This is a genomic window from Methylobacterium sp. (assembly GCF_019745455.1).
GTDB lineage: Bacteria > Pseudomonadota > Alphaproteobacteria > Rhizobiales > Beijerinckiaceae > Methylobacterium.
In genome coordinates this window covers 1-24,643 of the sequence record NZ_JAIETD010000077.1, presented here as the reverse complement: position 1 = coordinate 24,643, position 24,643 = coordinate 1, and the positions used below count along the sequence as shown (strand labels likewise).

Genomic DNA, 24,643 nt, shown 5'->3' with positions numbered 1-24,643 from the left:
GGCGCATGTCGCAGAGCCCGCTCTCCCCCGCCGTCGTGATGGCCGGCCCGGTCGCTTTCGCCAACGACCGCCCCCTGGCGCTCATCGCCGGACCCTGCCAGCTCGAAGGCCGAGATCACGCGGTCATGATCGCGGGCGAGCTGAAGGCGATGGCCGAGCGTCTCGGCATCGGCCTCGTCTTCAAGGCGTCGTTCGACAAGGCCAACCGCACCTCGGGCAGCACCGCCCGAGGCCTCGGTCTCGCGGAGGCGCTGCCGATCTTCGCCGAAATCAAGGACCGCTTCGGCCTGCCGATCCTCACCGACGTCCACGAGGCCGGGCAATGCGCCGAGGCCGCGACCGTGGTCGATGTCCTGCAGATCCCGGCCTTCCTGTGCCGGCAGACCGACCTGCTGCTCGCCGCCGCCGCCACCGGTCGGGTCGTCAACGTCAAGAAGGGGCAGTTCCTGGCGCCCTGGGACATGAAGCACGTGGCCGCCAAGGTGACGGGGGCGGGCAACCCCAACGTGATGGTCACCGAGCGCGGCGCGTCCTTCGGCTACAACACCCTCGTCTCCGACATGCGCAGCCTGCCCACCATGGCGGCGGTCACCGGCGGCGCACCGGTGGTGTTCGACGCGACCCATTCGGTGCAGCAGCCGGGCGGCCAGGGCGCCACCTCCGGGGGTCAGCGCGAGTTCGTTGCGGTCCTCGCCCGCGCCGCGGTGGCGGTGGGCGTGGCGGGCGTGTTCATCGAGACCCATCCCGACCCTGACAACGCGCCCTCGGACGGACCGAACATGGTCCCGCTTGCCGAGCTGCCCGCCCTGGTGAAGAGGCTCCAGGCCTTCGACCGGCTCGCCAAGATGAACTGAGAAGGCAGCTGAGCCGGAACCATCCGCGATGCCGACCCGTTATCTGCTCTAAGCACGCAACAGATGATGAAGGTCAGCATGCGCAAGCTCGCATTGATTTCTGCCGCCGCCCTGACGATGGGCACCCTCGTGGCCACCAGCGCCGACGCGCGTCCGCGCGGCTACGGCTACGGCCATGGTGGCGGCTACGGACACAGCTACGGCCACCGCGGGGGTTATGCCCATCGCGGCGGTCGCCGCGGCATCGGAACCGGCGCTGCCGTAGGCCTCGGCATCGCGGGTCTCGCGGCCGGTGCCATCGCGGCCGGCGCGGCGCGCGATCAGTACTACCGCGGCGGATATGGCCGGCCGGCCTATGGATACGGTTACGGCTACTGATCGACGGTCGGTCACTGCAAAAAAGGGCGTCCGGTTCTTGCCGGGCGCCTTTTTTCATGGCCTGGACCATTCCGCCTCTTGCCCTCAGCGCGCCCGGTAGGGCGGCACGCCCTGGTCCGGCAGCCAGACCGAGGCGAGGGGAGCACTGGTCTGCCAGAACACGTCGATCGGGATGCCCCCGCGCGGGTACCAGTAGCCGCCGATGCGCAGCCAGCGCGGCGCCAGGAGCTCGACGAGGCGGCGGCCGATTCCCACCGTGCAATCCTCGTGGAAAGCACCGTGATTGCGGAAGGCGCCAAGATAGAGCTTGAGCGACTTCGACTCGACGAGCCACCGGTCGGGCACGTAGTCGATCACCAGGATCGCGAAATCCGGCTGGCCCGTCACCGGGCAGAGCGAGGTGAATTCCGGCACGGTGAACCGCGCGAGGTAATCGGTATCGGGATGTGGGTTCGGCACGCGATCGAGGCGGGCGGTCTCGGGCGATTCCGGATTGGGCGTGATCTGGCCGAGTTGCAGAGTGTCGTTCGTCATGGGGTCGCTCGTCATGGGCAGCTTATAGCGCAATCGCAGCGCGCTGCATTACCAAGGGGGCGCGTCAGATTTTCTGATCCCGCCCGCAAACATTTGTGAAAGCGAGACGGTAATGCGCCCCGCCCTTCGGCGCTTGCCCGAGGCTGGAGGTTGACGGATAAGCCTCGACGCCTGGCTGCGGCAAACCCCGCATCCGAACCGTCCGAAGCCTTTGCCCGAGAGGTCTCCATGACCGCCATCACCAACATCGCCGCCCGCGAGATCCTCGACAGCCGCGGCAATCCGACCATCGAGGTCGACGTGCTTCTCGAGGACGGCTCCTTCGGCCGTGCTGCCGTGCCGTCGGGCGCCTCCACCGGCGCCCACGAGGCGATGGAGCTGCGGGATGGCGACAAATCCCGGTTCGGCGGCAAGGGCGTGCGCAAGGCGGTGGAGGCGGTGCGCTCCGAGATCCTCGATGCCCTCGGCGGCATGGATGCCGAGGACCAGATCGCCATCGACGAGGCGATGATCCAGCTCGACGGCACGCCCAACAAGGCGCGGCTCGGCGCCAACGCCATCCTGGGCGTGTCGCTTGCGGTCGCCAAGGCGGCGGCCGAGACCTCCGGCCTGCCGCTCTACCGCTATGTCGGCGGCACGCAGGGACGGGTGCTGCCGGTGCCGATGATGAACATCATCAACGGCGGCGCGCATGCCGACAACCCGATCGACTTCCAGGAATTCATGATCATGCCGGTCGGCGCGAGCTCGATCGCCGAAGCGGTGCGGATGGGTGCAGAGGTGTTCCACACCCTCAAGGGCGCGCTGAAGAAGGCCGGCCACAACACCAATGTCGGCGACGAGGGCGGTTTTGCCCCGAACCTCCCCTCCGCGGAGGCGGCCCTCGACTTCGTCATGGAATCGATCGCGGCCGCCGGCTTCAAGCCCGGCAGCGACATGGTGCTGGCGCTCGATTGCGCGGCCACCGAGTTCTTCAAGGGCGGCGCCTACCATTACGAGGGCGAGGGCAAGACCCGGGATATCGAGGCGCAGGTCGCCTACCTCGGCGGCCTCGTCGACGCCTACCCGATCCTGTCGATCGAGGACGGCATGTCCGAGGACGATTGGGCCGGCTGGAAGCTCCTGACCGAGCGCGTCGGCGACCGCTGCCAGCTCGTCGGCGACGACCTCTTCGTCACCAACGTCACCCGCCTGTCGCGCGGCATCGCGGAAAACACCGCGAACTCGATCCTGATCAAGGTCAACCAGATCGGCACGCTCACCGAGACCCTCGCGGCCGTCGATATGGCTCAGCGCGCCGGCTACACCGCGGTGATGTCGCATCGCTCTGGCGAGACCGAGGATTCCACCATCGCGGATCTCGCGGTCGCGACGAATTGCGGACAGATCAAGACCGGCTCGCTCGCCCGCTCCGACCGGTTGGCCAAGTACAACCAGCTCATCCGCATCGAGGAAGGCCTCGACACGCAGGGGCGCTACGCCGGCCGCGCAGCGATCAAGGCCGTCGCGCGCTGAGAACGCGCTTTTCCGTTACGCCGCCGCGCGGCTGCCGGCGGCGGGGAGGCGCAGGCCGCCGATCAGGCCGACGAGCTGGTGCCCGTGATAGGGCGTGCGCAGGCATGGCGCGCCGGAGACCTTCTGGTTCTCCGGGATACGGTAGGGCAGGCGGGCGGTGTAGATCACGCTGACGGTGGGATCGAGGCATCGGGCGACGTTGGCGAGAGCGAGCCCGTCGACGGCGTCCCGCACGTCGACATCGGTCACCAAGACATCGACGCGGCGCTGACCGTGGAGCGAGAGGAGGAGCCGTTCGGCCTCCTCGGCGGTGCGTGCGCTGACAACCTCGTAATCGAAGGCTTCGAGGCTGCTGGTGCTGATGCGACGGGTGAGTTCGTCGCCGGCGAGAAGCAGGACGAGGGGGCGGCGGGACGAGGCGGACATGCTGGCGATCCTGCGCGAACCGGCTGAACGATTCTCGTTCTGCCCAAGATACACAATAGAAATAACGAGGTTAATGGACCGTTAAGACCTCGACGATGCCTAGAATAAGCTTGACCATACGAAGTAAAGGCGCTGCCTTTTATAAGGGCATCTGGGCCGATAGCAGGCAAGGAGCGGCTTTGCCGGTGAGCGATGACGGGGCATCGCCATGCCGCTGGTCGCGATGACAAGATGATCCGCCGCGTCCCGAGACAAAGCTCAGGCGCTTGATCGCGGATTCGGCCGGATGCGTTTTGCCGGCATCCAGGCTAGCCTTGGCACCATGACAGACGATCCGATCCGCGAGTCCCGCGCCGCTCTCATCCTGCTGGCGGTCTGCGTCCTTTCCGTCCTGATCTTCGGAATGGTCACGATTCTAACCCAGCTCGACTGATCGGTCCCGCTCGAGCGGGACCGGAAAGCCGTCCCATGGTAACCCACCCGCGGCAGGCGTGGCGGGCACCGGCAGCGGGGTCACCGCGGGAACCAGAACCATTCACCTTCCGCCAGGATTGGCGTGGGAATCGGGGGTGAAACCGGGCATCGTGCGATGTCATTTCGAGAGGACACGGATTGGATCAGGACCTTGCGCGTCGGCACATGGAAGGCATGTGCTCAGCGGCCGACAACCTCCTCCGCCAGCTCGTGAGCGAGGGCCTCGATTATACCCTGACCGCGTCCGGCGGGACCGCGACGACGCTGCACCTGCGGGTGCGCGGCCTTACGCCGGAAACCGAGGAGCGGATCACCCAATGCCTGAACGGCATCGGCGCAACCCTTCAGATCGAAGGCGCAGAGGACCGCAAAGACGCGTGACCGCCGCTCAGCTCAGGACCGAGTTCTCGGGACGGAGAGGAGGGGGAGGTGCTTCGCCGAGGGCATCGAGAACAATCCCTTCGACCTGCCTCAGCATCGCGTCGAGGGGCAGGTCGTTGGGCTCGGTCCCGAACGGCTCCTCGAGTTCGTCGCCAAGGGCATCGAGGCCGAAGAAGGTATAGGCGACGAGGGCTGTCGCCACCGGGGTCGCCCAGCCCAGGGTGCCGGCGAGGCCGAAGGGCAGGAGCAGGCAATAGAGCCACGCCGTCCGGTAGAGGAGCAGCGTGTAGGCGAAGGGCAGGGGTGTGTTCTGGATGCGTTCGCAGACCACCTGCACCTGCGCCAGCGCCGCGATCTTCTGTTCCAGCATCCCGAATACGATGTCGCTGATGTTTCCAGCGCGGAACGCGCGCCCGAGGTCGCGGCTCAAGCCCGCGAGCGTCGCATCGGCCGGGCTCGGGTGAACCGCGTCGGCCTCGGAGGCGGGGAGCCAGGGTCGCGCCGCCTCGGTCTCCGTTCCGGTGCCGCGCAGGCTGGCATGCAGGGCGTGAGCGAAGCCCGAGACGCGCCGGAGACTCTGGCGCCAGAGCGCCTCCTGCTCGGGGCCGAGGACGGCCGGCAGGACCCGCGCCAGGCCCCTCGTCTCCAGGATCAGCGTCCCCCAGGCGCGCCTCGCCTCCCACCAGCGGTCGTAGCAGGCTCCGTTGCGAAAGCTGAGGAAGATCGACAGGGCGATGCCGATCAGCGTGAAGGGAGCGATACCGGGACCAACCTGGAAATGCTCCGGCCAGACCCGCTCGACCGCGACGACGGCCAGCGCGCTCGATGAGATGCCAAGGATCTTCGGCGCGACCCGTGGCAGGATCGAGCCCTGCACGGCGAACAAGAGCGCGAAAAGGCTGGGACGGGGACGGACGACCATGCTGCCTCGATGAGGGCGGTTGCCGGCGTTTCCTCGCCCGGCACCTCTCCATCGGTGCCTGCGGAAACGCGGTCAACCCGACGGCGCGGGCTCAGCGCTGGGCGAAGCCGGCCGCCATGTTGATCCCGAGCGCCAACACGCTCGTATTGAACAGGTAGGCGTAGACGGTCTGAACCGTCACGAGCCGGCGCATCCTCTTCGAGGTGATGTCCGTGTCGGAGGTCTGCGAGGTCGCCCCGATGGTCACGGAGAAGTACAGGAAGTCCCAGAAATCCGGCTCGGGATCGCCGTTGAAGTCGAGGCCGCCGCGACTCTCGCCGGTCTCGCCCTCGCCGTAATAGAGATGCGCGTAGTGGACGGCGAACACGACCTGAACGAAGACCCAGGTGCACAGCATGGTCAGCCCGGCCAGGGCCAGCCGGGCGCCCCGGATCGCCTCGGGCTCTTGCTCGCCGAGGACCAGCAGGGCGACCGCTCCGAAGCTCGCAGCGCCTGCAAGGATCGCGAAGATCGAAATCACCGTGGCACTGTCGTCGAGACGCGAGGCTTCGCTGCGCATGGCATCGCGCGGCTGCGACGCGGCCTTGGCGACGACGAGACCGGTATAGAGGAGGGCTCCGAGGCACCATCCGGTCAGCAGACGCACGGGAACCGAGGCGAGGGGCAACAGGGCCGCCAGCACGATGGTCAGTCCCATCGCCCCGAGGAGGCGCGGACGCATCCAGAACGCGCGCAGCGGGTTGATCATCGACAAGGCTCCGACATCAGCGCATCGGCGAATGCCCTGCCCATATGATGCAGTCTAGCCTGGCGCCAGAGGGCGTCAGGGTTTGGCTCGCCGCCCGCAGGCTTCGGTGCATCCGACCGCCGGCGCCGGAAGGATTCGGGCGAGATGCGGACGCAACGGCAGGAAGGCACGGTAGGCCAGTTCGGCGAACAGAAGGGCACCGGGCAGGCGCAGGAGCAGCGCGAGCGGCCGCCAGGCGGGCAGATGCGCCCACAGCCGCGCAAAGGCCCTCGCCCCCGAGACGAGGCCGCCATCGGCATCGCGGACATGGAACCGAGCCAGCGCAGCGGCGGGACTGAGACCGTCCCCGAGCGTGGTATCGGCCGACACGTCGACGAAGGCGACCCGCTCGGCGCCGCGGCAGCGCCGATAGAGAGCGATCTCGCGGGCGCAGAGCGGGCAGGCCCCGTCGAAATACACCGTCAGGGCTGGCTGCGCGTCCATACCGTTCCTCTGTCTTCGGGACGCGATGTAGGGCGTCGACGCCGGCGCGGCGCCGCGTCGGGTCGTCGCCGGTCCGCTTCGCTCACGCGAGCAGGCGGCGTCCGAGGTCGTGGGCTCGCCTGCGCCGCTCGATCGCCTGCCCGACGGAGGGGGCATAGAGGCGGAAGGTGTCGCGCCCGGCGGCCTTTGCGGCGTAGAGGGCGGTATCGGCCATCACGAAGAGCGTTTCGGAGGGACTCCCATCGCGCAAGGCGATGCCGACCGAGCCGCTGAGCCGGTAGGTCATCTCCCCGGCCTCGATCGGGCGGCGCAGGCTGTCGCCGATCCGGCGAGCGAGGTCTTCCGCCTTGGCAGGCCCCTCCTCCTTCAGGAGGACAGCGAATTCGTCGCCGCCGATCCGTGCGACCAGGCCGGCTGCGGAGCAGGTGTCGCGCAGCCGAGCGGCGGCCTCGCAGAGGCACTCGTCGCCGGCTTTGTGCCCGAAGGTATCGTTGACCTTTTTGAAGCCGTCGAGGTCGACGAGGAGGAGCGCACCGGCGCCTGCAGCACGGTCCCACCGGGAGAGCGCCTCCTGGAAGGTTGCGCGGTTGGCGAGACCCGTCATGGGATCGAACGCGGCGAGATAGCGCGTCCTGTCCGAAAGGTTCTTCTCCTCGGTGATGTCCTGCTTCATTCCGAAGATGCGGGCGGCGCGCTTTCCCTCGTACTCCACCGTGGCGGTGATCCGGATCCAGCGCCGGTTGCCCTTCTGCGTGACGATCTCGGTATCGAGGGAGAAGCCACCCGCTTCGGCGATCGCACGGGAGCGGGTGGCTTCAAGCACCTTGCGCGATTCCGGGGTGTAGAGCCGCAGGATCGCAGCCCGGTCGAGGGCGGAGCCGCGCGGCAGGTCGTAGAGGTCGTAGACGACGTCAGTCCAGGTGAGTTCTTCGCCGTCGAGGGCGCATTCCCAGACGCCGATACGCGCGGCGGCCGAAGCACGTTCAAAGATCTTGCGGGCATGTGCGAGCGCAGCCGCCTGTGAAGCAAGTGCAGCCTTCAGACGTTGAATCTCTACCCTGTCCGAGGAATCGTCTTGCTCAAGCATCGTCTGCTCGAAGTCGCGGCCTGAACCGGCACGGACGGCAACGTTCATCGAGAGCAACCCTCGTCCCACCACCCTACAACCTGGATGATCATCCTTAAACAAGCGTTTTTCGCAGCGCAAAACGGGACGCAACGCCGCGACCTTCATGCGCAGGCAACCCGGCGATGTGATATCGAGCGCCCCAACGCGCGGCAGATTGGGCGGACGCCCTCACGTCCCCCCCCTCGGCCGCGCAGGTCTCCCCGCGAAAAACCCGGCAGCGAAGGGCCCGCCATGACGATGAAGACGACCTTCGTGGTCCAAACCTTTGTGATCAAGCGCAAGCGTCTGGTGCCGGGTGACCGGGAGGTCTCGCCGACGGAAAGCGGCGCTCTCAAGAAGGCCGAGGCCATGGCCGGACGGCTGCCCGGCACGGCAGCCCTCAAGGTGGTCGCGGACGACGAGACCGGCGAGCTCGAAGGTGTCACGATCCTCGGCCAGTTCGGCGAGATCCCAGACGATTTTGCCGAGAACCTCCAGGGTGGTTGAGCACCTCGTCCCGGTCGATGGCACGAGTTCCGCTTCGCAGGACCGCACCGAAGGCGTGCGAGCGGACAGGTTTACATGACGCGAGAGCGATGGAATGGTCTGTTCATGCGTATGAAGACAGCACGGCTCGGTACGTCTCTGGATTTCCTGCGTTTCGGGGGTACCGCCCTCCTCGGCATTTGCATCGGCCTCTCGGCGGCGGGTTCAGCGGAGGCCGCCAACGTCTTCCGCTTCGCCTTCCAGGGCGACATCAAGTCCCTCGATCCCTATTCGCTGAAGGAAAGCTTCACGATCGGGATGCACGGAGCAGCCTACGAATCCCTCGTCACCCGCGACAAGAACCTCAAGATCGTCCCCCAGCTCGCCGAGTCCTGGGAGATTCCCGAGCCGACGCGCTGGCGCTTTCGGCTGCGCAAGGGCGTGACCTTTCATGACGGATCGCCCTTCACCGCCGAAGACGTGATCTTCTCCGCCGCCCGCGTCCGGGCTCCGGGCTCGAACTTCCAGACCAACATCCCCTCGGACGCCGAATTCGTGAAGGTCGACGACCACACCGTCGACATGGTGCTCAAGAAGCCCAATCCCATTGCCATCCACCAGTTCTCGACCTGGTACATCATGTCGAAGGCCTGGGCCGAGAAGAACGGGGCGGTGGCGCCCTCGCCGGCCAGCGCGACCTCGCCGAGCTACGCCGCCCTCAACGAGAACGGCACCGGGCCCTTCGTCGTCACCGAGCACCAGCCCGGCGTGCGCACGGTGTTCAAGAAGTTCCCCGGCTACTGGGGCAAGGTGGAATCTAATCTCGACGAGGCGATCTTCACCACCATCGGCAACTCGGCGACTCGTGTCGCCGCGCTCCTCTCGGGCGAGGTCGACTGGATCGATCCGGTGCCGCTGCAGGACCAGCCGCGGGTCGAGGCGAGCGGCAACGCCGTGGTCATGGCAGGGCCCGAGCACCGCACCATCTTCCTCGGCCTCGACCAGTGGCGCGACGAGCTCAAGGACTCGAGTGTCAAGGGCAAGAACCCGTTCAAGGACGCTCGGGTCCGCGAGGCGCTGTATCTCGCCATCGACGAGGACACGATCGCCAAGCGCGTCATGCGCGGCCAGGCGACGCCCTCCGCACTCCTGATCGCGCCCTCGCTCTATGCACGCTCCGGCGAGTTCAAGCGCCCGGCCTACGATCCCAAGAAGGCAAAGGCCCTGCTCGACGCCGCCGGCTACGGCGACGGCTTCTCCGTCACCATGGATTGCCCCAACGACCGCTACGTCAACGACGAGGCGATCTGCCAGGCGGTCGTCTCGATGCTCGCCCGCGTCGGCGTGAAGGTGAACCTCAACGCCCAGCCCAAGGCCAAGTACTTCGCCAAGGTGCTGGCTCCCGCCTACGACACCTCGTTCTATCTCGTCGGTTGGACGCCATCCTCGCAGGACAGCCACAACATCCTCTACGAGATCGCCGGCTGCAGGGGCACCGACAAGACCGGTCGCGGTGGCTGGAACCTCGGCAATTACTGCAACCCGAAGATCGACGCGCTCGCCGACCTCGTCGAGGGCGAGACCGACCAGACCAAGCGGGATGCGCAGATCAAGCAGGGCTTCGACCAGATCCAGGCCGATTGGGGCTACATCCCCCTGCACCAGCAGGCCCTCGCCTGGGGGGTCTCGAAGAAGGTCACGCTGGTGCAGCGGCCCGACAACATGCTGATGCTGTACTGGGTGTCGAAGCAGCCTTGAGCGGCGGCCTCTAGCGATGCTGGCCTTCATCCTGCGCCGCGCGATCCAGGCCGTCGTCGTGCTGGCGGTGGTCGGGCTCATCGCCTTCTCGATGTTCCGGTTCGCGGGCGATCCCGTGAACCAGATCGTCGGGCCCGACACGCCGCCGGCCGAGCGCGCCGAGATCCGCAAGAGCCTGGGCCTCGACGACCCGACCCTGGTGCAGTTCGCCCGCTACGCCGGGGCGGTGCTCAAGGGCGATTTCGGCATCTCCTACCAGTTCCGGCAACCGGTGGCGGCTTTGCTCGCCGAGCGCATCCCGGCGACCCTTGAACTGGCTTTCTGCGCCACCCTCTTCGCGCTGTCGGTGGGCGTGCTGATGGGGGTCTATTGCGCGCTGAGACGCGACACCTGGCTCGCGGGCCTGTTCCAGGCGGTCTCCCTCGTCGGGGTCAGCCTGCCGACCTTCCTCATCGGCATCCTCCTCATCTTCCTGTTCTCGGTGACGCTCGGCTGGCTGCCCTCCTACGGGCGCGGCGACACCGTGCGGCTCGGCTTCTGGACGACGGGCTTCCTCACGATCTCCGGCCTCAAGGCCCTGATCCTTCCTGCCGTGACCCTCGGCCTGTTCCAGATGACCCTGATCATGCGCCTCGTGCGCGCCGAGATGCTGGAGGTCCTGCGCACCGACTACATCCGCTTCGCCCGGGCGAGGGGGCTCACCACCAACGCCGTGCATTTCGGGCACGCCCTCAAGAACACCCTGGTCCCGGTCATCACCATCGCCGGGCTGCAGCTCGGCTCGGTGATCGCCTTCTCGATCATCACCGAGACGGTGTTCCAGTGGCCCGGCATGGGCCTGCTGTTCGTCCAGGCGGTGCAGAACGTCGACGTGCCGATCATGGCCGCCTACCTGCTCCTCGTGGCGGCGATCTTCGTCACCATCAATCTCGCGGTGGACGTCCTCTACACCATGGTCGACCCGCGGCTGCGTCTCTCGACCGGGCGCGCCGCATGAGCGAGGCGATCGCCCCGTCGCGCCTCGGGCGGTTCCTCGGTTCCGACCTGTGGGCGAGCTTCAAGCGCTCCAAGACGGCGATGATCGGGCTCGCCGTCACGCTGCTCCTCTTCGGCCTCGCCTTCGCCGCCCCCTGGATCTCGCTGCAGAATCCCTACGATCCCGCTCAGCTCGAGCTCATCAACTCGAACCTGCCGCCCTTGTGGTCGCCCGAAGGCCAGGCGCCGTTCCTGCTCGGCACCGACGACCAGGGCCGCGACGTGCTCTCGGCGGTGCTCTACGGCCTGCGCCTGTCGCTGATCATCGGCATCCTCGGGGTGGCGGTGTCTGGCACCCTCGGCATCGCGCTCGGGCTCGTCGCCGGCTATGTCGGCGGCGCCCTCGATACCCTGATCATGCGGGTGGCCGACGTCCAGCTCACCTTCCCGGCGATCCTCATCGCCCTCGTGGTCGACGGCGTCGCCAAGGCGGCCTTCGGCGGCGGCCTCGATCCCAAGGCGACGATCCTGCTCATCGTGGTGTCGATCGGGCTCTCGTTCTGGGTCCAGTACGCGCGCACGGTGCGCTCCTCCGTGATGGTCGAGACCGGCAAGGACTACGTCCAGGCCGCCCGGCTCATCGGCCTGTCCTCCCCCGTCATCATGGTCCGGCACGTCCTGCCCAACGTCACCGGCCCGGTCTTCGTCATCGCCACCATCAACCTGGCGCTGGCCATCATCACCGAGGCGACCCTGTCGTTCCTCGGCACCGGCCTGCCCGAGACCATGCCCTCGCTGGGAACTCTGATCCGCACCGGAAACCGCTTCCTGTTCTCGGGGGAATGGTGGGTGGTCGCCTTTCCGGGGCTGGCGCTGGCGGGGCTCGTCATCGCCATCAACCTGCTCGGCGACTGGCTGCGCGATGCGCTGAATCCGAAGCTGCAATGAGCGCCCCCATCCTCTCCGTGCGCGACCTCGCCGTCGCCTTCGAGACCCGGCGCGGCGCGCTCAAGGCGATCGACGGCGTCTCCTTCGACATCGGGCAGGGCGAGATCCTCGGCGTGGTCGGCGAGTCAGGAGCCGGCAAGTCGGTGACCGGGGCGGCGGTGATCGGGCTCCTTGATCCGCCCGGCCGCATCGCCGGCGGCGAGATCCGGCTCGCCGGGGAGCGCATCGACGACCTGCCGCCCGAAGCCATGCGGCGTCTGCGCGGCCGCCGCATCGGCATGATCTTCCAGGACCCGCTGACCTCCCTCGATCCGCTCTACCGGGTCGGCGACCAGCTCGTGGAGACGATCCGCACCCATACCGCCCTGTCCGGGCGCGCCGCCCGCGCCCGCGCGATCGATCTTCTCGCCGAGGTCGGCATTCCGGCGCCGGAGCGGCGCATCGACGGCTATCCGCACGAATTCTCCGGCGGCATGCGGCAGCGAGTCGTGATCGCCCTGGCGCTGGCCGCCGAACCCGAGCTCGTCATCGCCGACGAGCCGACCACGGCCCTCGACGTCTCGGTCCAGGCTCAGGTGATCGCGCTCCTGAAGCGCCTGTGCCGCGATCACGGCACCGCCGTCATGCTCGTGACCCACGACATGGGCGTCATCGCCGAGGCCGCCGACCGCGTCGCCGTGATGTATTCCGGGCGCATCGCCGAGATCGGCCCGGTGGAAGCCGTGGTGCACGCCCCGCGTCATCCCTATGCCAGGGGCCTGATGGGCGCGATCCCGACCCTGACCCAGGGGGAGGGGCGCCTCGCCCAGATCCCGGGAGCGATGCCGCGCCTGACCGCGATCCCGCCGGGCTGCGCCTTCCATCCGCGCTGCGAACACGCCTTCGATCGCTGCCGGACCGAGCGGCCGGAACCTCGCGCCGTCGGGCCGAGCGCCGTCGCCTGCCATCTCTACGACGGCGAGGCTGTGGCGTGAGCGCGAACACCCCTTACGTCCAGGTCTCCGACCTGCGCCGGAGCTTCGACGTCTCGAAGCCCTGGCTCGACCGTGTGATCGAGCGGTTGCCGCGCCAGAGCCTGAAGGCGGTGGACGGCGTCTCCTTCGCCATCGCGCGCGGCGAGACCTTCGCGCTCGTCGGCGAATCCGGCTCGGGCAAGTCGACGGTGGCCAGGATGGTGGTCGGGCTCCTGCCGCCGAGCGGGGGCGAGGTCAGCATCGACGGCATCTCGATGGTGGATCCGCGACAGGAGGCGGCGCGCCGGCGCCTGCGCGCCCGCATCCAGATGGTGTTCCAGGACCCCTATGCCTCAATGAACCCGCGCTGGCGGGTCGCCGCCATCGTGGCCGAGCCGATCCGTGCCTTCGGCCTGATCGAGGGCGAGGCCGCGATCCGCGCCCGCGTCGGCGAGCTCCTCGGACTCGTCGGCCTCCACGCCGACGATGGCCGCAAATACCCGCACGAGTTCTCGGGCGGCCAGCGCCAGCGCATCGCCATCGCGCGGGCGCTGGCTTCGCAGGCCGAGTTCCTGGTGGCGGACGAGCCAACCTCGGCCCTCGACGTGTCGGTGCAGGCGCAGATCCTCAACCTGATGCGCGACCTGCAGGACCGGCTCGGGCTGACCTACCTCTTCATCAGCCACAACCTCGCCGTGGTGCGCCACATGGCGAGCCGGGTCGGCGTGATGTATCTCGGTCGCCTCGTCGAAATCGGCGGCGGGCGCGAGATCTTCGTGAATCCCCGCCACCCCTATACGCGGATGCTGCTCGACGCGGTCCCGGACCTCGGACGCATCGGCCGCGCCCGTATTCCGGTCAGCGGCGAGATCCCAAACCCGATCGATCCGCCGCCGGGCTGCACCTTCAACCCACGCTGCCCGCTGGCGAACGAGCGCTGCCGCCGCGAGGTGCCGCGCCTCCTCGACGGCGTGGCCTGCCACGCGGCGGAGGAGGGGCGCGACCGCTGAACCGAGGGGTTCAGTTCAGGTAGTCGCCGTAGGTCTCGACGTGGCGGGCGAGGCCGAGCCCGTGCTCGCGGACAAGCCGCTCGGCGAGATCGGCCTGCCGGGCCTCAAGCGCCTCGATGATCTGGACGTGCTCCTTGATCGAGCTCGCCGCGCGCTCGCCCTGGCGCAGGGCAGTGTTGCGGATGCCCCTCACATGCATGAGCAGGTTGCTGGTGATGTCCTCGATCACCTCGCACTGCCCGAGGGAGATGATCGTCTGGTGGAAACGGATATTGGCATCCGAATACTCGTCGAGGTGGTCGGCGGGTCGACCCTCGTAGAATTCAGGGAAGCTCTCCCGCAGCGCGCGCAATTGGCCGTCGGTGGCCCGGTCGCAGGCGAGGCGCGCGGCCATGCTCTCGAGAGCCGACCAAGCCTGGATCATGCTCACGATCTCCTGCTTGGTCTTCTTGATCACGAAGACGCCGCGGCGCGCCTCGAAGCGCACGAAGCCTTCCTGTTCGAGGACGGTCAGCGCCTCGCGGACCGGCGTGCGGCTCACCCCCAGCTTCAGGGAGAGCTTGCGCTCGTCAAGGCGCACCTCCTCACGCTGATTGTATATATCCATATTGGTGACGGCTTCTTTCAGCGCATCATAAGCCAACGCCCGCAAGCTCGAAGTCGTCGCAATTGGTTTGACTTGAAACGGATCTGGCTTGACCATCTCTATCCCTAAACGAGTTCAAGCGCACGACTGACTGGGCACGCATTGTCTGGAGCATGCCAAATCCATCCTTGTCGGACAAGGATTGCGGTCGCGCACGCGGAATGCAGAAAGCGAAAGGCTTATCAACAGTGAAAGCAGGTCGTGCCATCCTGCGGCGAAGGCATTACCGGCGATGAGACCGAGACAAGACATTTCCTGTCGCCCTCGTCAATGTCGGCGCACAACTGGATCTCGGCCTCGCTGCGAAAGCTCGGCAAAGGTCTCCCGAAGGCCGCGACCCTACCCTCCGTCAAACAGATCCTTGAAGCGTCACCTTCGATGGATGTTTGACACTTGGTATTTGGTATGCCACAAATCTCGGACAGGCAAACGGGGACGCTGGCGGTGCCGGCGACAGGCTGATCCGCCCCGCACGACGGCATCGACGGCGCGTTTCATGCCGATGCTGACCCCGTGCGCAGGCGACCCGAGACCATAGGCGGGGCGATCACTCGCGAAGCCGTCGGAACCGGGACGGCCGAGACGACGACATCGCGAGATGCCTCGAAGGAAGTGCCATGGACCGCACCTTGACCCTCGGACAGGTAGGCCTTTCCCTCGGGGGTGATCGCGCCCGTTAGGGCAGGGGAGCCGGCACGGGGCGCCACCGCACCGGCTCTCTCGATCCGTATAGCTGCACCATCCAACCATAACAAAACGAGACGAGCGACAGGAGGAGACGACATGTCTGCAACGGCCCAGCGCATCATCGACGACAGCACTGAGATCGTGGTCGAGCCGGAACTGACGGATGGCTTCCATCTCGTCATCGACGCGCTCAAGCTCAACGACATCAACACGATCTATGGCGTGCCCGGCATTCCGATCACCGATCTCGGCCGCCTCGCGCAGGCTGCGGGCATGCGGGTCATCTCCTTCCGCCACGAGCAGCATGCGGGCAACGCCGCCGCCATCGCGGGCTTCCTGACGAAGAAGCCGGGCATCTGCCTCACCGTCTCGGCACCGGGCTTCCTCAACGGCCTGACCGCTCTCGCCAACGCCACCACCAACTGCTTCCCGATGATCCTGATCTCGGGCTCGTCCGAGCGCGAGATCGTCGACCTGCAGCAGGGCGACTACGAGGAGATGGACCAGCTCGCCATCGCCAAGCCCCTGTGCAAGGCCGCCTTCCGCGTCCTGCACGCGGCCGATATCGGCATCGCCGTGGCGCGTGCCATCCGAGCCGCCGTCTCGGGCCGTCCCGGCGGCGTCTACCTCGACCTGCCGGCCAAGCTCTTCAGCCAGGTGATGGATGCGGATGCCGGCGCGAAGTCCCTCGTCAAGGTGATCGACGCGGCCCCGGCGCAGCTGCCGGCGCCCTCCGCCCTCCAGCGCGCCCTCGACGTCCTCAAGACCGCCGAGCGCCCCCTGATCGTCCTCGGCAAGGGCGCCGCCTACGCCCAGGCCGACGAGGCGGTGCGCGCCTTCGTGGAGAAGAGCGGCATTCCCTACGTGCCGATGAGCATGGCCAAGGGCCTCCTGCCCGATACCCATCCGCAATCGGCCGGTGCGGCCCGCTCCCTCGTCCTCAAGGAAGCCGACGTCGTTCTCCTGATCGGCGCGCGCCTGAACTGGCTCCTGTCGCACGGCAAGGGCAAGACCTGGGGTGCGCCGGGTTCGAAGAAGTTCATCCAGATCGACATCGAGCCCAAGGAGATGGATTCGAACGTCGAGATCGTGGCTCCCGTCGTCGGCGATATCGGCTCCTGCGTCGAGGCGCTGCTCGCCGGCATGGGCCAGGACTGGAAGGCTCCGCCCTCGGCCTGGACCGACGCGATCACGGCCAAGAAGGAGGAGAACCTCTCCAAGATGGCATCGAAGCTGCGCCGGAACGTGGCGCCGATGGATTTCCACGGGGCGCTCGGAGCCCTGCGTACCATCATCAAGGAGCGGCCCGACGCGATCCTCGTCAACGAGGGCGCCAACACCCTCGATCTCGCCCGCGGCATCATCGACATGTACCAGCCGCGCAAGCGCCTCGATGTCGGCACCTGGGGCATCATGGGCATCGGGATGGGCTTTGCCATCGCGGCCGCGGTCGAGACCGGCAAGCCTGTCTTGGCGGTGGAGGGCGATAGCGCCTTCGGCTTCTCCGGCATGGAGGTCGAGACGGTCTGCCGGTACAACCTGCCGGTCTGCATCGTGGTTTTCAACAACAACGGCATCTATCGCGGCACCGACACCGACCCGACCGGCCGCGATCCCGGCACGACGGTGTTCGTGAAGGACTCGCGTTACGACCGGATGATGGAGGCCTTCGGCGGCGTCGGCGTCAACGCCACCACGCCGGACGAGCTCTCCCGCGCCGTCAACGAAGCGATGGATTCGGGTCGTCCGACCCTGATCAACGCGGTGATCGACCCGCAGGCCGGCACCGAGAGCGGCAATATCGGCAGCCTCAACCCGCAGAGCGCGGTGAAGCGGAAGCAGAGCTGATCGCCTAGGGCGCTTCCCTCCCCTTCGGGGGAGGGAAGCGCCGCGCGTCGATTTCCGCCAACGCCATCCCACCTGGGAGCATCCCATGAGCAAGGCTCTCGACGGCATCAAGATCCTCGACTTCACCCATGTCCAGTCGGGTCCGGCCTGCACGCAGATGCTGGCTTGGTTCGGGGCGGACGTGATCAAGGTCGAGCGGCCGGGCGCGGGCGATGCGACGCGCCAGCAGCTCCAGGACCTGCCCGACGTGGACAGCCTCTACTTCACGATGCTGAACCACAACAAGCGGTCCATCACCCTGAACACCAAGACCCAGACGGGCATCGAGGTGATGTGGCGCCTCGTGAAGGAATGCGACGTTCTCGTCGAGAACTTCGCGCCCGGCGCCCTCGACCGGATGGGCCTGACCTGGGAGGCGATCCAGGCCGCCAACCCGCGCATGATCCTCGCTTCGGTGAAGGGTTTCGGTCCGGGAGCCTACGAGAGCTGCAAGGTCTACGAGAACGTCGCCCAATGCGTCGGCGGCGCCGCCTCGACCACGGGTTTCCGCACGGACATCCCGATGGTGTCGGGCGCGCAGATCGGCGATTCCGGCACGGGGCTGCACCTGGCGCTCGGCATCGTCACCGCCCTGTTCCAGCGCACCCATACGGGCCTCGGCCAGCGGGTCGATTGCGCGATGCAGGATGGGGTTCTGAACCTCTGCCGTGTGAAGCTGCGCGACCAGCAGCGTCTCGAGCGCGGCCCCCTCGAGGAATACAGCCAGTTCGGCGAGGGCATTCCCTTCGGTGATTCCGTTCCGCGCGCCGGGAACGATTCCGGCGGCGGCCAGCCAGGCCGCATCCTCAAGTGTAAGGGCTGGGAGACGGATCCTAACGCCTACCTCTACTTCATCACCCAGGGCGCGGTCTGGGGCGAGATCTGCAACGTCATCGGCGAGCCGGGCTGGAAGACCCATCCGGACTACGCGACCCCGAAAGCGCGGCTGCCGCACCTCAACGAGATCTTCACGCGGATCGAGGCCTGGACGATGTCCAAGACCAAGTTCGAGGCGATGGAAACCCTCAACGCGCTCCACGTCCCCTGTGGCCCGATCCTGTCGATGAAGGAGATCGCCGAGGACGAGTCGCTGCGCCGCTCCGGAACCATCGTGGAGGTCGACCACCCGACCCGCGGACCGTACCTTACCGTCGGAAACCCAATCCGGCTGTCGGCGAGCGCCACCGAGATCACCCGCTCTCCCCTTCTCGGCGAGCATACAGACGAGATCCTGCGCGACGTCCTCGGCTATTCCGACGCCGAATGCCTCAAGATCGCGGAATCCGGCGCGATCGGAACGGTTCAGAGAATCGCCGCCGAATAGGCGGTGAGCCACGCCTCGGGGGTCACGGACCCTCGAGGACCGACGGGTTCCCTCGGGGATCGGGGACCAGCCCAAGCCCTCCCACCTCGCGCGGCCTCGACCCATCGAGGCCGCGCCTTTTTGCGTGGGCTCAGGCGACGTTGGTCTCGTCGATCGCTTCGAGCCGAAGCTGATAATCGTCGCCCCACAGGGCCGCGGCGCGCTCGTACCACTCCGCATCGAAATAGGCCTTGCTGGCGGCCTCATCGCTCCAGATACTGACGAGGAGCACACGTGCGTCCACCACCTTGATGTGGCGGCTGATCAACCCGCGGGCGATTCCGACGGACGGGCACATATCGATGCTGGTCATCGAGTAGGTGTTCTCGCCGCTGAAGATCACGGGGCAGTCGAGGATCGCCAGATAACGCATCGGATGGCACTTTCCGTTCCGGCCACTGGCCGCTGAAGCCTAAATTTCAATCACGTCCGAAAATTGCAAACGTATTCGTTGCCGTCTAGGTAGACCAAGTTAGTAATTATGTCTTTTTCGATAGCAGCAACAACGATTCACGGTCAACATGCGCATCAGTGACAAGTCGTGCCGACCGTCGCATCGTGACCGTCCGGCTTCCGCTTGACACGGGATGCGCGGATCGGATTGCGACGTCGTGACGGCCTCGCTCCCGCCTCGACGTCATGCCGTCGGCCGCGTATCGGCGAGGCAGTCCCAGATGCTCTGGACCGAGTCCAAGCAAAGGCCGTCCATGACGGCGAGGTGATCGGTCCCGTGGGCACAGAACTGCCTGAGGCGGCCCGCCCGATCCAAGCCGACGTCGACGCTCAGGAAATCCGTTTTGGCGCGCATGCCGACGAGGCCGTCGAGGACTTGGAGGCCGCCGGCAGCCAGTGCCCGGAAGTCGTCGCGTTCGGTCAAGATGCCGATGATCGCGGCCTCTTCCTGCCTCGCCCCGTCGATGACCGCGAGGCCGCCGATTTCCGGCGTCGCGAGAAGCCGCATGGCGTCCCGAACCGGGCGGCCCATCCGGATATATTGCACCTCGGCGGCGCAGCCGACGAACTCTCGGTTCGCATCCATCTGCGATCCTCCGATGATCGCGTTCTTGTTTGGTCCAAACTGGTATTCGTCATACCTAGTGTCAATGCGACGTCTGGAGATATCCTGCTGATGTGGAGACCGCGAAGGGGGATTGGCAGCGAGCCGAAGCGCGAGCGGTTCATGATTGTCGAGGGACCCTCAACAAAGAAGGCGGCGCGTCTCGCGACGCACCGCCTTCTTTCGCAATCGACCTGATCAGGCCTCAGACCGCCTTGGACTGATGCAGTTGCTCGATCTGCTGTTGGGTGTAGCCGAGATCGAGGAGGACCTCATCGGTATGCTCGCCGAGCAGCGGCGACGCCTTCACCTCGACGCTCATGTCCGAGAACTTGATCGGGCTGCCAACGGTCAGGTACGAGCCGAGCTTCGGGTGCTGCACCTCGACCACGGTGCCGCTGGCGCGCAGCGACGGATCGGCAGCGATCTCCTTCATCGACAGAACCGGCGAGCACGGGATGTCGAACTTGCGCAGGATGTCGACCGCCTCGAACTTGGTCTTGTCGGCGAGCCAGTCTTCGATCGTGCCGAAGATGTCCATGATCTTGTCCTGGCGGGCCCGGGCGGTGCTGTAGGCCGGATCGTTCTCCCATTCCGGCTTACCGATCGCCTTGCAGATCGGGGCCCAGGCATGGCCCTGGATCGTGAAGTAGATGTAGGCGTTCGGGTCGGTCTGCCAGCCCTTGCACTTCAGCACCCAGCCCGGCTGTCCGCCGCCGCCGGCATTGCCGCCGCGCGGCACCACGTCCGTGAACTCGCCGTGCGGGTACTGAGGGTACTCCTCGAGGTAGCCCAGAGCATCGAGGCGCTGCTGGTCGCGCAGCTTCACGCGGCAGAGGTTGAGCACCGAATCCTGCATCGAGACGGCGACCTTCTGGCCCTTGCCGGTCTTGTTCTTGTGATGCAGCGCCGTGAGGATGCCGATGGCGAGATGCATGCCGGTGTTGGAATCACCGAGCGCCGCGGCGCTGACGGTGGGCGGACCGTCCCAGAAGCCGGTGGTGGAGGCGGCGCCGCCGGCGCATTGGGCGACGTTCTCGTAGACCTTCAGGTCCTCGTAATGGTGGCCGTCCGAGAAGCCCTTCACCGAGGCGAGGATCATGCCCGAATTGAGTTCCTGGATGCGCGCCCAGGAGAAGCCCATCCGGTCCAGCGCCCCGGGGCCGAAATTCTCGACCATGACGTCGGATTCGCGGATCAGCTTCTCGAGCACCTCCTTGCCCTCGGGGGTCTTGGTGTCGAGGGTCAGGGAGCGCTTGTTCGAGTTGAGCATGGTGAAATAGAGCGCGTCCGCGTCCTCGATGTGGCGGAGCTGGGTCCGCGTCACGTCGCCGGAACCCGGGCGCTCGACCTTGATCACGTCGGCGCCGAACCAAGCCAGCAGCTGCGTGCAGGCCGGGCCGGCCTGGACGTGGGTGAAATCGATGATCTTGATGCCCTCGAGCGGCTTGCTCATGGTGACGTTCTCCCTGATCGGTGTCGAAAGACGGTTCTGGTTAGGTCCTGAACTTCGGTGCCCGGTTGGATCCGGATCGTGGTGTTAGCCAGCTCCTGGCGGTTCCATCGCGCCTTCAGGCGACGCGGGATTCGAGTTCGGCGAGGCGCTGGCGCATGCCGCGCTCCTCGGCCCATCGTTTGGTCTCGTCGCGGATCACCGCGACGATTCCGGTGACTGTCCCGTCGGCGCCATGGAGGAGGCCGACGGTGAAGGCGATCGACAGCGTGTGCCCATCCTTGTGCAGGGCCGGCACCCGCAGCAATTCAGCGCCGTAGCGGGTGACGCCGGTGCGCATCGTCTTGGCGTAGCCATCCCAATGGCGCTGGCGGTGGCGTTCAGGCGTGATCAAATCGAGGGACCGGCCCATCGCCTCGTCAGGGGCGTAGCCGAAGATGCGCTCGGCGCCCGGATTCCAGACGATGATCGCGCCGTCCGGGTCCGACACGACGACGGCATCGCCGATGGCGGTCGCCAGTTGATCCAGTGCGATGGCCTGCGACATGGCTCGGCGAAAGATCCCCTTGCTCCGAAGATGACGTGGCCGGCGCCGCAATTCACACTCTGCGCCTATGATGCCAACGTGTCATGGAAAACATGACGGTGAAACAGCTCAGCTATTCAACTTGGCTATTGCACGACACATGACCATAAAACTCGCTCCAGGTCATGATCGGCAATTTATCCTTGAATTTAAACCTCGATCTCGTCCTTTCGGCCAAGCCGAGACTTGCTTTGTCGAGACTTGCTTTCTCGAACGATTTGTTATTGGTATTTGGTATGCCAAGCGTCCGGAGCTGTCAAGCGAACCGGCCAGCGGAACGGGAGAGGAACGAGATGGGCGACAGCCCGCGCATCACGATCACGCAGGTCGAGGGCTTCCGGTTCACCGTCGATTTCGGTGAGGCCCTGCCGGCCCTACTCGTCGACGAGGCCGTGCCGATCGGCAACGGAGAAGGCCCGTTCCCCGAACAGCTTCTCGTCACCGCCGTTGCCAATTGCCTCTGCGCCAGCCTCGTCTTCGCCTTGGCCAAGTTCAAACAGGACGGACAGGGCCTCTCGGCCGAGGCGACCTGCCGGGTCGTGCGCAACGGCGAGGGCCGCCTGCGCATCGGCGGCATCGAGGTGGCGATCGGCTTGGGCGCCGCTGCGGAGGCGATGCCGCGCATCGACCGGGTGATCGCCCAGTTCGAACGGTTCTGCACCGTCTCCGAGAGCGTTCAGGCCGGTATCCCGGTGACCGTCGCCGTCCGCGACGGCGAGGGCAAGCTCCTGACTTCACCCATCCTGCCAACCCTGGAGGACGCGCCGTGACGACGACAGACAGACCTTTCGCGAGTGAGCCCGAGGATCTCGCGCGCCTGTTCAACGAACGGGCCAATGCCGGCGACGTCGAGGGTCTCGTTGCACTCTACGAGCCCGAAGCAGTGGTCGCCGTCGGTCCCGTCGTGGCGACGGGGCACGAGGCGATCCGGCGATTCTACACCGACCTGCTCTCGCGAAAGTCCGAGTTCCCGGCCGTGGACGCCCTGCCGGCGATCCGCAACGGAGCGATCGCCATGACCTTCGCGCGCCTGCCGAACGGTACGCTCTCGGTCGAGACCGCCAGGCAGCAGGCCGATGGCGGATGGCTCTGGATCATCGACCAGTTGAAGATCAGGCCGTCGAGCCCATCGGCGACGGGCTGAGACCGCCGATGATCGACCCCACGCTCGCTGGCCGCCTCGGCTTCGCGCATCGACTCCCGACGCAGGCGTCCCTGCCGCCAGGCCGCAACGCCCTTGAACTGTTCCCGAAGCGGGACGCCGTGCTGGTCGTGCCACCCGGCATCGATTCACGCAGGCCCGCCCCCCTCGTCGTCCTGTTCCACGGGGGAGGGGGAAGCGCCGAGAAGATCCTGCCGATGCTGGAAGAGCATGCCAACGAGCGCGGCTTCCTGCTCCTCGCGCCGCAATCGCTCTTCCCGACCTGGGATCTCGTGATCGGCGGCCACGGACCCGACCGCGAGCGGCTCGCCCTCGCCCTTTCGGAGGTCGCCTCGCGCTTCCTCCTCGATCCGGCCAGGTTCGCCTTTGCGGGCCATTCCGACGGGGGCAGCTACGCTCTCTCGATCGGCCTCGCCAACGGCGATCTCGCGAGCCACGTCGTCGCATCCTCGGCGGGGTTCCTGTCGGTGGCGATCCAGGTGGGCGCGCCTCGGATCTTCATCTCCCACGGCACGCGCGACGAGCAGATCCCCATCGACCGCAGCGCCCGCGTCCATGCGGCCCGCCTCGGCGAGGCAGGCTACGACGTCACGGCCGTGGAGTACGACGGACCGCATGCCTACCAGCCCGAGGTCGTGGCACGGGCCGTGGACTTCATCTTCACCGACGGCGGCGTAACGGAGTAGCGGCTCTCTTCCTTCAGGTCCGGTTCAACCGGCGCGGCCTAGCTTGCACTGCCTGTCCGGGCCGACCGCCGGCGAAGGCACCTCGCATAGCGTTGCGGAAGCCATGCTCGCCCTCACGCCACCCTACCTGCGCATGACGAGCCCGTCGGAATCCGGGCGGAACGGTTCCGCTCGCTCCGTCTCCGAGGCGCTCGCGTCCAGCTTGGCGCCTGCCCTCGACTTCGCCTTCGGCGTCGACCATGGCGGCACTCTCCCGCCGGAGATCGCCTCCCACATCGCCGCACTTCACCGAGGCCCGCTCGGCAGCCCTGTCGCTAGGCCGAGGGCGAGGGCCGAGGGCTCGGCGTGACCGCTCCGCGGCTCCCGTCTCAGGACGAGCGACCGTTGCCGACGTGCCGGGCCGCGCGGCTCGACGGCAGGCCGGCCTCGGTCTTCTCGACGGGTGCCGCCCGCCGCTTGGACGGCCTCGTATCGCCGGCCATGGATGCGTGGACGTTGACGCCCCAGGTCGCCGATGAGGTTGCAGGATCGGCCACGGCGTGGATCGTGCCGTCCTCCACCCGCAGATGGCCCGTGGCCACCCCGCGCATCATCTCGGGAGCGTAGAAGCGTGCCGACATGCCTTCGATCGGCATGCCGGGGCCGCTCGGATAGAGCATGGAGCCGAGCGCCCCTTCGGGCGGCGGCCCCGAGATGCGGACCATGTTGCTCGCCGCGTCGATCGCCGCCGCGGCTTCGTCGATGTGGCCGTTGAGCAGGAGCTTGCCCGCCCGCGTGATCCGCAATTCGTAGCCGCCCCATTCCGCGTCCCAGTGAGGACGGATCAGGCCGAGCTGAATGGCTTCGCAGGCGATCCGGACATTGTCCCGGGCGAAGTCGTCCGTCGTCATCAGCGGCTCGACGCCGCCGATGCCCGATCGCGTGCGGCTCATGATCTGCCGAAGGAACTCGGCCTTCCCCGCTCTAGCGCTCATGGTGCCGTCATGCCGCCTGCCGGGCGGTCATCACGGACGCTCACCCAGCCCGGCATCATGCTCCGCACCTGCCATCGTCCGGCACCCGAAGGCAGTGCCCGAAGAAACGAATGGGTCGTGTCCGTCAATGAGGTGGAAATTCGGGGTGGAGTTGGAGCGGCCATCGGTCAGGCGGCCTGAGGTGGAATT

At 66.9% G+C, this 24,643-nt stretch carries 29 protein-coding genes; 17 read left to right on the top strand and 12 right to left on the bottom strand.

Annotated elements, in window-relative coordinates:
• The first annotated feature begins 5 nt into the window (after positions 1-5).
• Both kdsA and K2Y56_RS16500 read left to right on the top strand, forming a co-directional pair.
• Positions 6-854: a 3-deoxy-8-phosphooctulonate synthase gene (gene kdsA / locus K2Y56_RS16505; RefSeq protein ID WP_292509784.1), complete on the top strand. Its 849-nt coding sequence runs from the start codon at positions 6-8 to the stop codon at positions 852-854.
• Positions 855-932: 78 nt separating this feature from the next.
• Positions 933-1,232: a hypothetical protein gene (locus K2Y56_RS16500; RefSeq protein WP_292509782.1), complete on the top strand. Its 300-nt coding sequence runs from the start codon at positions 933-935 to the stop codon at positions 1,230-1,232.
• 84 nt (positions 1,233-1,316) lie between these two features.
• On the opposite strand, the gene queF is transcribed toward K2Y56_RS16500, so the two are convergent.
• Positions 1,317-1,766: a preQ(1) synthase gene (queF, locus tag K2Y56_RS16495; protein ID WP_292509780.1), complete on the bottom strand. Its 450-nt coding sequence runs from the start codon at positions 1,764-1,766 to the stop codon at positions 1,317-1,319.
• A 228-nt stretch (positions 1,767-1,994) separates the two neighbouring features.
• Here queF and eno point away from each other — a divergent pair, with 228 nt between their 5' ends.
• Positions 1,995-3,281 carry a phosphopyruvate hydratase gene (gene eno / locus K2Y56_RS16490; protein WP_292509778.1) on the top strand — a complete coding sequence of 429 codons (1,287 nt, stop codon included), beginning with the start codon at positions 1,995-1,997 and terminating at the stop codon, positions 3,279-3,281.
• 15 nt (positions 3,282-3,296) lie between these two features.
• Here eno and K2Y56_RS16485 read toward each other — a convergent pair whose 3' ends face one another.
• A complete protein-coding gene (locus K2Y56_RS16485; RefSeq protein WP_292509776.1) occupies positions 3,297-3,707 on the bottom strand; it encodes a response regulator in 411 nt (136 codons plus the stop codon).
• A 286-nt stretch (positions 3,708-3,993) separates the two neighbouring features.
• On the opposite strand from K2Y56_RS16485, the gene K2Y56_RS16480 reads away from it, so the two are divergent.
• Together K2Y56_RS16480 and K2Y56_RS16475 are read left to right on the top strand one after the other, a co-directional pair.
• Positions 3,994-4,140 (top strand): hypothetical protein, encoded by a 147-nt coding sequence (locus K2Y56_RS16480; protein ID WP_292509774.1) that lies wholly within the window; start codon positions 3,994-3,996, stop codon positions 4,138-4,140.
• A 179-nt stretch (positions 4,141-4,319) separates the two neighbouring features.
• Entirely contained in the window at positions 4,320-4,562 is a 243-nt protein-coding gene (locus K2Y56_RS16475; RefSeq protein WP_292509772.1) for a hypothetical protein, read from the top strand.
• 7 nt (positions 4,563-4,569) lie between these two features.
• Here K2Y56_RS16475 and K2Y56_RS16470 read toward each other — a convergent pair whose 3' ends face one another.
• From K2Y56_RS16470 to K2Y56_RS16455, 4 genes are all read right to left on the bottom strand, one after another.
• A complete protein-coding gene (locus tag K2Y56_RS16470; protein WP_292509770.1) occupies positions 4,570-5,484 on the bottom strand; it encodes a bestrophin family protein in 915 nt (304 codons plus the stop codon).
• Positions 5,485-5,575: 91 nt separating this feature from the next.
• Positions 5,576-6,232: a DUF1345 domain-containing protein gene (locus K2Y56_RS16465; RefSeq protein ID WP_292509768.1), complete on the bottom strand. Its 657-nt coding sequence runs from the start codon at positions 6,230-6,232 to the stop codon at positions 5,576-5,578.
• Positions 6,233-6,307: 75 nt separating this feature from the next.
• Positions 6,308-6,715 (bottom strand): thiol-disulfide oxidoreductase DCC family protein, encoded by a 408-nt coding sequence (locus tag K2Y56_RS16460; RefSeq protein WP_292509766.1) that lies wholly within the window; start codon positions 6,713-6,715, stop codon positions 6,308-6,310.
• Positions 6,716-6,797: 82 nt separating this feature from the next.
• Complete coding sequence (locus K2Y56_RS16455; RefSeq protein ID WP_292509764.1) at positions 6,798-7,850, bottom strand: GGDEF domain-containing protein; 1,053 nt, start codon at positions 7,848-7,850, stop codon at positions 6,798-6,800.
• Between the two features lie 225 nt (positions 7,851-8,075).
• On the opposite strand from K2Y56_RS16455, the gene K2Y56_RS16450 reads away from it, so the two are divergent.
• From K2Y56_RS16450 to K2Y56_RS16425, 6 genes are all read left to right on the top strand, one after another.
• The gene (locus K2Y56_RS16450; protein WP_292509762.1) at positions 8,076-8,330 is read left to right on the top strand and encodes a hypothetical protein; all 255 of its coding nucleotides are present in this window, start codon (positions 8,076-8,078) and stop codon (positions 8,328-8,330) included.
• Between the two features lie 105 nt (positions 8,331-8,435).
• Positions 8,436-10,067, top strand: a complete 1,632-nt coding sequence (locus K2Y56_RS16445) for an ABC transporter substrate-binding protein (protein WP_292509760.1) — start codon at positions 8,436-8,438, stop codon at positions 10,065-10,067.
• 16 nt (positions 10,068-10,083) lie between these two features.
• Positions 10,084-11,064, top strand: coding sequence for an ABC transporter permease (locus K2Y56_RS16440; protein WP_292509758.1), 981 nt, complete (start codon positions 10,084-10,086; stop codon positions 11,062-11,064).
• Complete coding sequence (locus K2Y56_RS16435; protein WP_292509756.1) at positions 11,061-11,990, top strand: ABC transporter permease; 930 nt, start codon at positions 11,061-11,063, stop codon at positions 11,988-11,990. Before K2Y56_RS16440 ends, K2Y56_RS16435 begins: the two co-directional genes overlap by 4 nt.
• Positions 11,987-12,964, top strand: coding sequence for an ABC transporter ATP-binding protein (locus tag K2Y56_RS16430; RefSeq protein ID WP_292509754.1), 978 nt, complete (start codon positions 11,987-11,989; stop codon positions 12,962-12,964). The genes K2Y56_RS16435 and K2Y56_RS16430 overlap by 4 nt, the downstream gene beginning before the upstream one ends.
• The gene (locus tag K2Y56_RS16425) at positions 12,961-13,953 is read left to right on the top strand and encodes an oligopeptide/dipeptide ABC transporter ATP-binding protein (RefSeq protein ID WP_292509752.1); all 993 of its coding nucleotides are present in this window, start codon (positions 12,961-12,963) and stop codon (positions 13,951-13,953) included. The genes K2Y56_RS16430 and K2Y56_RS16425 overlap by 4 nt, the downstream gene beginning before the upstream one ends.
• A gap of 10 nt (positions 13,954-13,963) precedes the next feature.
• Here the strand turns inward: K2Y56_RS16425 and K2Y56_RS16420 are convergent, their stop codons facing one another.
• Positions 13,964-14,656, bottom strand: coding sequence for a GntR family transcriptional regulator (locus tag K2Y56_RS16420; RefSeq protein WP_292509750.1), 693 nt, complete (start codon positions 14,654-14,656; stop codon positions 13,964-13,966).
• Positions 14,657-15,382: 726 nt separating this feature from the next.
• On the opposite strand from K2Y56_RS16420, the gene oxc reads away from it, so the two are divergent.
• Together oxc and frc (K2Y56_RS16410) are read left to right on the top strand one after the other, a co-directional pair.
• Positions 15,383-17,134 carry an oxalyl-CoA decarboxylase gene (gene oxc / locus K2Y56_RS16415; protein ID WP_292509748.1) on the top strand — a complete coding sequence of 584 codons (1,752 nt, stop codon included), beginning with the start codon at positions 15,383-15,385 and terminating at the stop codon, positions 17,132-17,134.
• Positions 17,135-17,219: 85 nt separating this feature from the next.
• Positions 17,220-18,497 carry a formyl-CoA transferase gene (frc, locus tag K2Y56_RS16410; RefSeq protein ID WP_292509745.1) on the top strand — a complete coding sequence of 426 codons (1,278 nt, stop codon included), beginning with the start codon at positions 17,220-17,222 and terminating at the stop codon, positions 18,495-18,497.
• Between the two features lie 130 nt (positions 18,498-18,627).
• Here frc (K2Y56_RS16410) and K2Y56_RS16405 read toward each other — a convergent pair whose 3' ends face one another.
• The 4 genes from K2Y56_RS16405 to K2Y56_RS16390 form a co-directional block, all read right to left on the bottom strand.
• A complete protein-coding gene (locus tag K2Y56_RS16405; protein ID WP_292509742.1) occupies positions 18,628-18,909 on the bottom strand; it encodes a hypothetical protein in 282 nt (93 codons plus the stop codon).
• A 264-nt stretch (positions 18,910-19,173) separates the two neighbouring features.
• Positions 19,174-19,575: a hypothetical protein gene (locus K2Y56_RS16400; RefSeq protein WP_292509739.1), complete on the bottom strand. Its 402-nt coding sequence runs from the start codon at positions 19,573-19,575 to the stop codon at positions 19,174-19,176.
• Between the two features lie 223 nt (positions 19,576-19,798).
• Positions 19,799-21,049, bottom strand: coding sequence for a formyl-CoA transferase (frc, locus tag K2Y56_RS16395; RefSeq protein WP_292509736.1), 1,251 nt, complete (start codon positions 21,047-21,049; stop codon positions 19,799-19,801).
• A gap of 115 nt (positions 21,050-21,164) precedes the next feature.
• Positions 21,165-21,593 (bottom strand): PAS domain S-box protein, encoded by a 429-nt coding sequence (locus K2Y56_RS16390; protein WP_292509733.1) that lies wholly within the window; start codon positions 21,591-21,593, stop codon positions 21,165-21,167.
• 332 nt (positions 21,594-21,925) lie between these two features.
• Here K2Y56_RS16390 and K2Y56_RS16385 point away from each other — a divergent pair, with 332 nt between their 5' ends.
• The 4 genes from K2Y56_RS16385 (at position 21,926) to K2Y56_RS16370 (ending at position 23,829) form a co-directional block, all read left to right on the top strand.
• A complete protein-coding gene (locus K2Y56_RS16385) occupies positions 21,926-22,402 on the top strand; it encodes an OsmC family protein (RefSeq protein ID WP_292509731.1) in 477 nt (158 codons plus the stop codon).
• On the top strand, positions 22,399-22,776 hold the full coding sequence (locus K2Y56_RS16380) for a nuclear transport factor 2 family protein (RefSeq protein ID WP_292509728.1): 378 nt from the start codon (positions 22,399-22,401) through the stop codon (positions 22,774-22,776). Before K2Y56_RS16385 ends, K2Y56_RS16380 begins: the two co-directional genes overlap by 4 nt.
• Positions 22,777-22,784: 8 nt before the next feature.
• The gene (locus K2Y56_RS16375; RefSeq protein WP_292509725.1) at positions 22,785-23,480 is read left to right on the top strand and encodes an esterase; all 696 of its coding nucleotides are present in this window, start codon (positions 22,785-22,787) and stop codon (positions 23,478-23,480) included.
• 103 nt (positions 23,481-23,583) lie between these two features.
• Positions 23,584-23,829 (top strand): hypothetical protein, encoded by a 246-nt coding sequence (locus K2Y56_RS16370; RefSeq protein ID WP_292509722.1) that lies wholly within the window; start codon positions 23,584-23,586, stop codon positions 23,827-23,829.
• 19 nt (positions 23,830-23,848) lie between these two features.
• On the opposite strand, the gene K2Y56_RS16365 is transcribed toward K2Y56_RS16370, so the two are convergent.
• Positions 23,849-24,454: a hypothetical protein gene (locus tag K2Y56_RS16365; RefSeq protein ID WP_292509719.1), complete on the bottom strand. Its 606-nt coding sequence runs from the start codon at positions 24,452-24,454 to the stop codon at positions 23,849-23,851.
• Between the last annotated feature and the right edge of the window lie 189 nt (positions 24,455-24,643).

What these genes read in the sequence shown, in the direction of transcription:
- K2Y56_RS16420 (WP_292509750.1), bottom strand. Translation starts at nt 14,656, where the DNA reads ATGGTCAAGCCAGATCCGTTTCAAGTCAAACCAATTGCGACGACTTCG.
- oxc (WP_292509748.1), top strand. Translation starts at nt 15,383, where the DNA reads ATGTCTGCAACGGCCCAGCGCATCATCGACGACAGCACTGAGATCGTG.
- frc (WP_292509745.1), top strand. Translation starts at nt 17,220, where the DNA reads ATGAGCAAGGCTCTCGACGGCATCAAGATCCTCGACTTCACCCATGTC.
- K2Y56_RS16385 (WP_292509731.1), top strand. Translation starts at nt 21,926, where the DNA reads ATGGGCGACAGCCCGCGCATCACGATCACGCAGGTCGAGGGCTTCCGG.
- K2Y56_RS16430 (WP_292509754.1), top strand. Translation starts at nt 11,987, where the DNA reads ATGAGCGCCCCCATCCTCTCCGTGCGCGACCTCGCCGTCGCCTTCGAG.
- K2Y56_RS16450 (WP_292509762.1), top strand. Translation starts at nt 8,076, where the DNA reads ATGACGATGAAGACGACCTTCGTGGTCCAAACCTTTGTGATCAAGCGC.
- K2Y56_RS16405 (WP_292509742.1), bottom strand. Translation starts at nt 18,909, where the DNA reads ATGCGTTATCTGGCGATCCTCGACTGCCCCGTGATCTTCAGCGGCGAG.
- frc (WP_292509736.1), bottom strand. Translation starts at nt 21,049, where the DNA reads ATGAGCAAGCCGCTCGAGGGCATCAAGATCATCGATTTCACCCACGTC.
- K2Y56_RS16365 (WP_292509719.1), bottom strand. Translation starts at nt 24,454, where the DNA reads ATGAGCGCTAGAGCGGGGAAGGCCGAGTTCCTTCGGCAGATCATGAGC.
- K2Y56_RS16435 (WP_292509756.1), top strand. Translation starts at nt 11,061, where the DNA reads ATGAGCGAGGCGATCGCCCCGTCGCGCCTCGGGCGGTTCCTCGGTTCC.
- K2Y56_RS16375 (WP_292509725.1), top strand. Translation starts at nt 22,785, where the DNA reads ATGATCGACCCCACGCTCGCTGGCCGCCTCGGCTTCGCGCATCGACTC.
- K2Y56_RS16390 (WP_292509733.1), bottom strand. Translation starts at nt 21,593, where the DNA reads ATGTCGCAGGCCATCGCACTGGATCAACTGGCGACCGCCATCGGCGAT.
- K2Y56_RS16465 (WP_292509768.1), bottom strand. Translation starts at nt 6,232, where the DNA reads ATGATCAACCCGCTGCGCGCGTTCTGGATGCGTCCGCGCCTCCTCGGG.
- K2Y56_RS16440 (WP_292509758.1), top strand. Translation starts at nt 10,084, where the DNA reads ATGCTGGCCTTCATCCTGCGCCGCGCGATCCAGGCCGTCGTCGTGCTG.
- K2Y56_RS16480 (WP_292509774.1), top strand. Translation starts at nt 3,994, where the DNA reads ATGCGTTTTGCCGGCATCCAGGCTAGCCTTGGCACCATGACAGACGAT.
- kdsA (WP_292509784.1), top strand. Translation starts at nt 6, where the DNA reads ATGTCGCAGAGCCCGCTCTCCCCCGCCGTCGTGATGGCCGGCCCGGTC.
- K2Y56_RS16460 (WP_292509766.1), bottom strand. Translation starts at nt 6,715, where the DNA reads ATGGACGCGCAGCCAGCCCTGACGGTGTATTTCGACGGGGCCTGCCCG.
- eno (WP_292509778.1), top strand. Translation starts at nt 1,995, where the DNA reads ATGACCGCCATCACCAACATCGCCGCCCGCGAGATCCTCGACAGCCGC.
- K2Y56_RS16485 (WP_292509776.1), bottom strand. Translation starts at nt 3,707, where the DNA reads ATGTCCGCCTCGTCCCGCCGCCCCCTCGTCCTGCTTCTCGCCGGCGAC.
- K2Y56_RS16500 (WP_292509782.1), top strand. Translation starts at nt 933, where the DNA reads ATGCGCAAGCTCGCATTGATTTCTGCCGCCGCCCTGACGATGGGCACC.
- K2Y56_RS16470 (WP_292509770.1), bottom strand. Translation starts at nt 5,484, where the DNA reads ATGGTCGTCCGTCCCCGTCCCAGCCTTTTCGCGCTCTTGTTCGCCGTG.
- K2Y56_RS16400 (WP_292509739.1), bottom strand. Translation starts at nt 19,575, where the DNA reads ATGGATGCGAACCGAGAGTTCGTCGGCTGCGCCGCCGAGGTGCAATAT.
- K2Y56_RS16370 (WP_292509722.1), top strand. Translation starts at nt 23,584, where the DNA reads ATGCTCGCCCTCACGCCACCCTACCTGCGCATGACGAGCCCGTCGGAA.
- queF (WP_292509780.1), bottom strand. Translation starts at nt 1,766, where the DNA reads ATGACGAACGACACTCTGCAACTCGGCCAGATCACGCCCAATCCGGAA.
- K2Y56_RS16455 (WP_292509764.1), bottom strand. Translation starts at nt 7,850, where the DNA reads ATGAACGTTGCCGTCCGTGCCGGTTCAGGCCGCGACTTCGAGCAGACG.
- K2Y56_RS16445 (WP_292509760.1), top strand. Translation starts at nt 8,436, where the DNA reads ATGCGTATGAAGACAGCACGGCTCGGTACGTCTCTGGATTTCCTGCGT.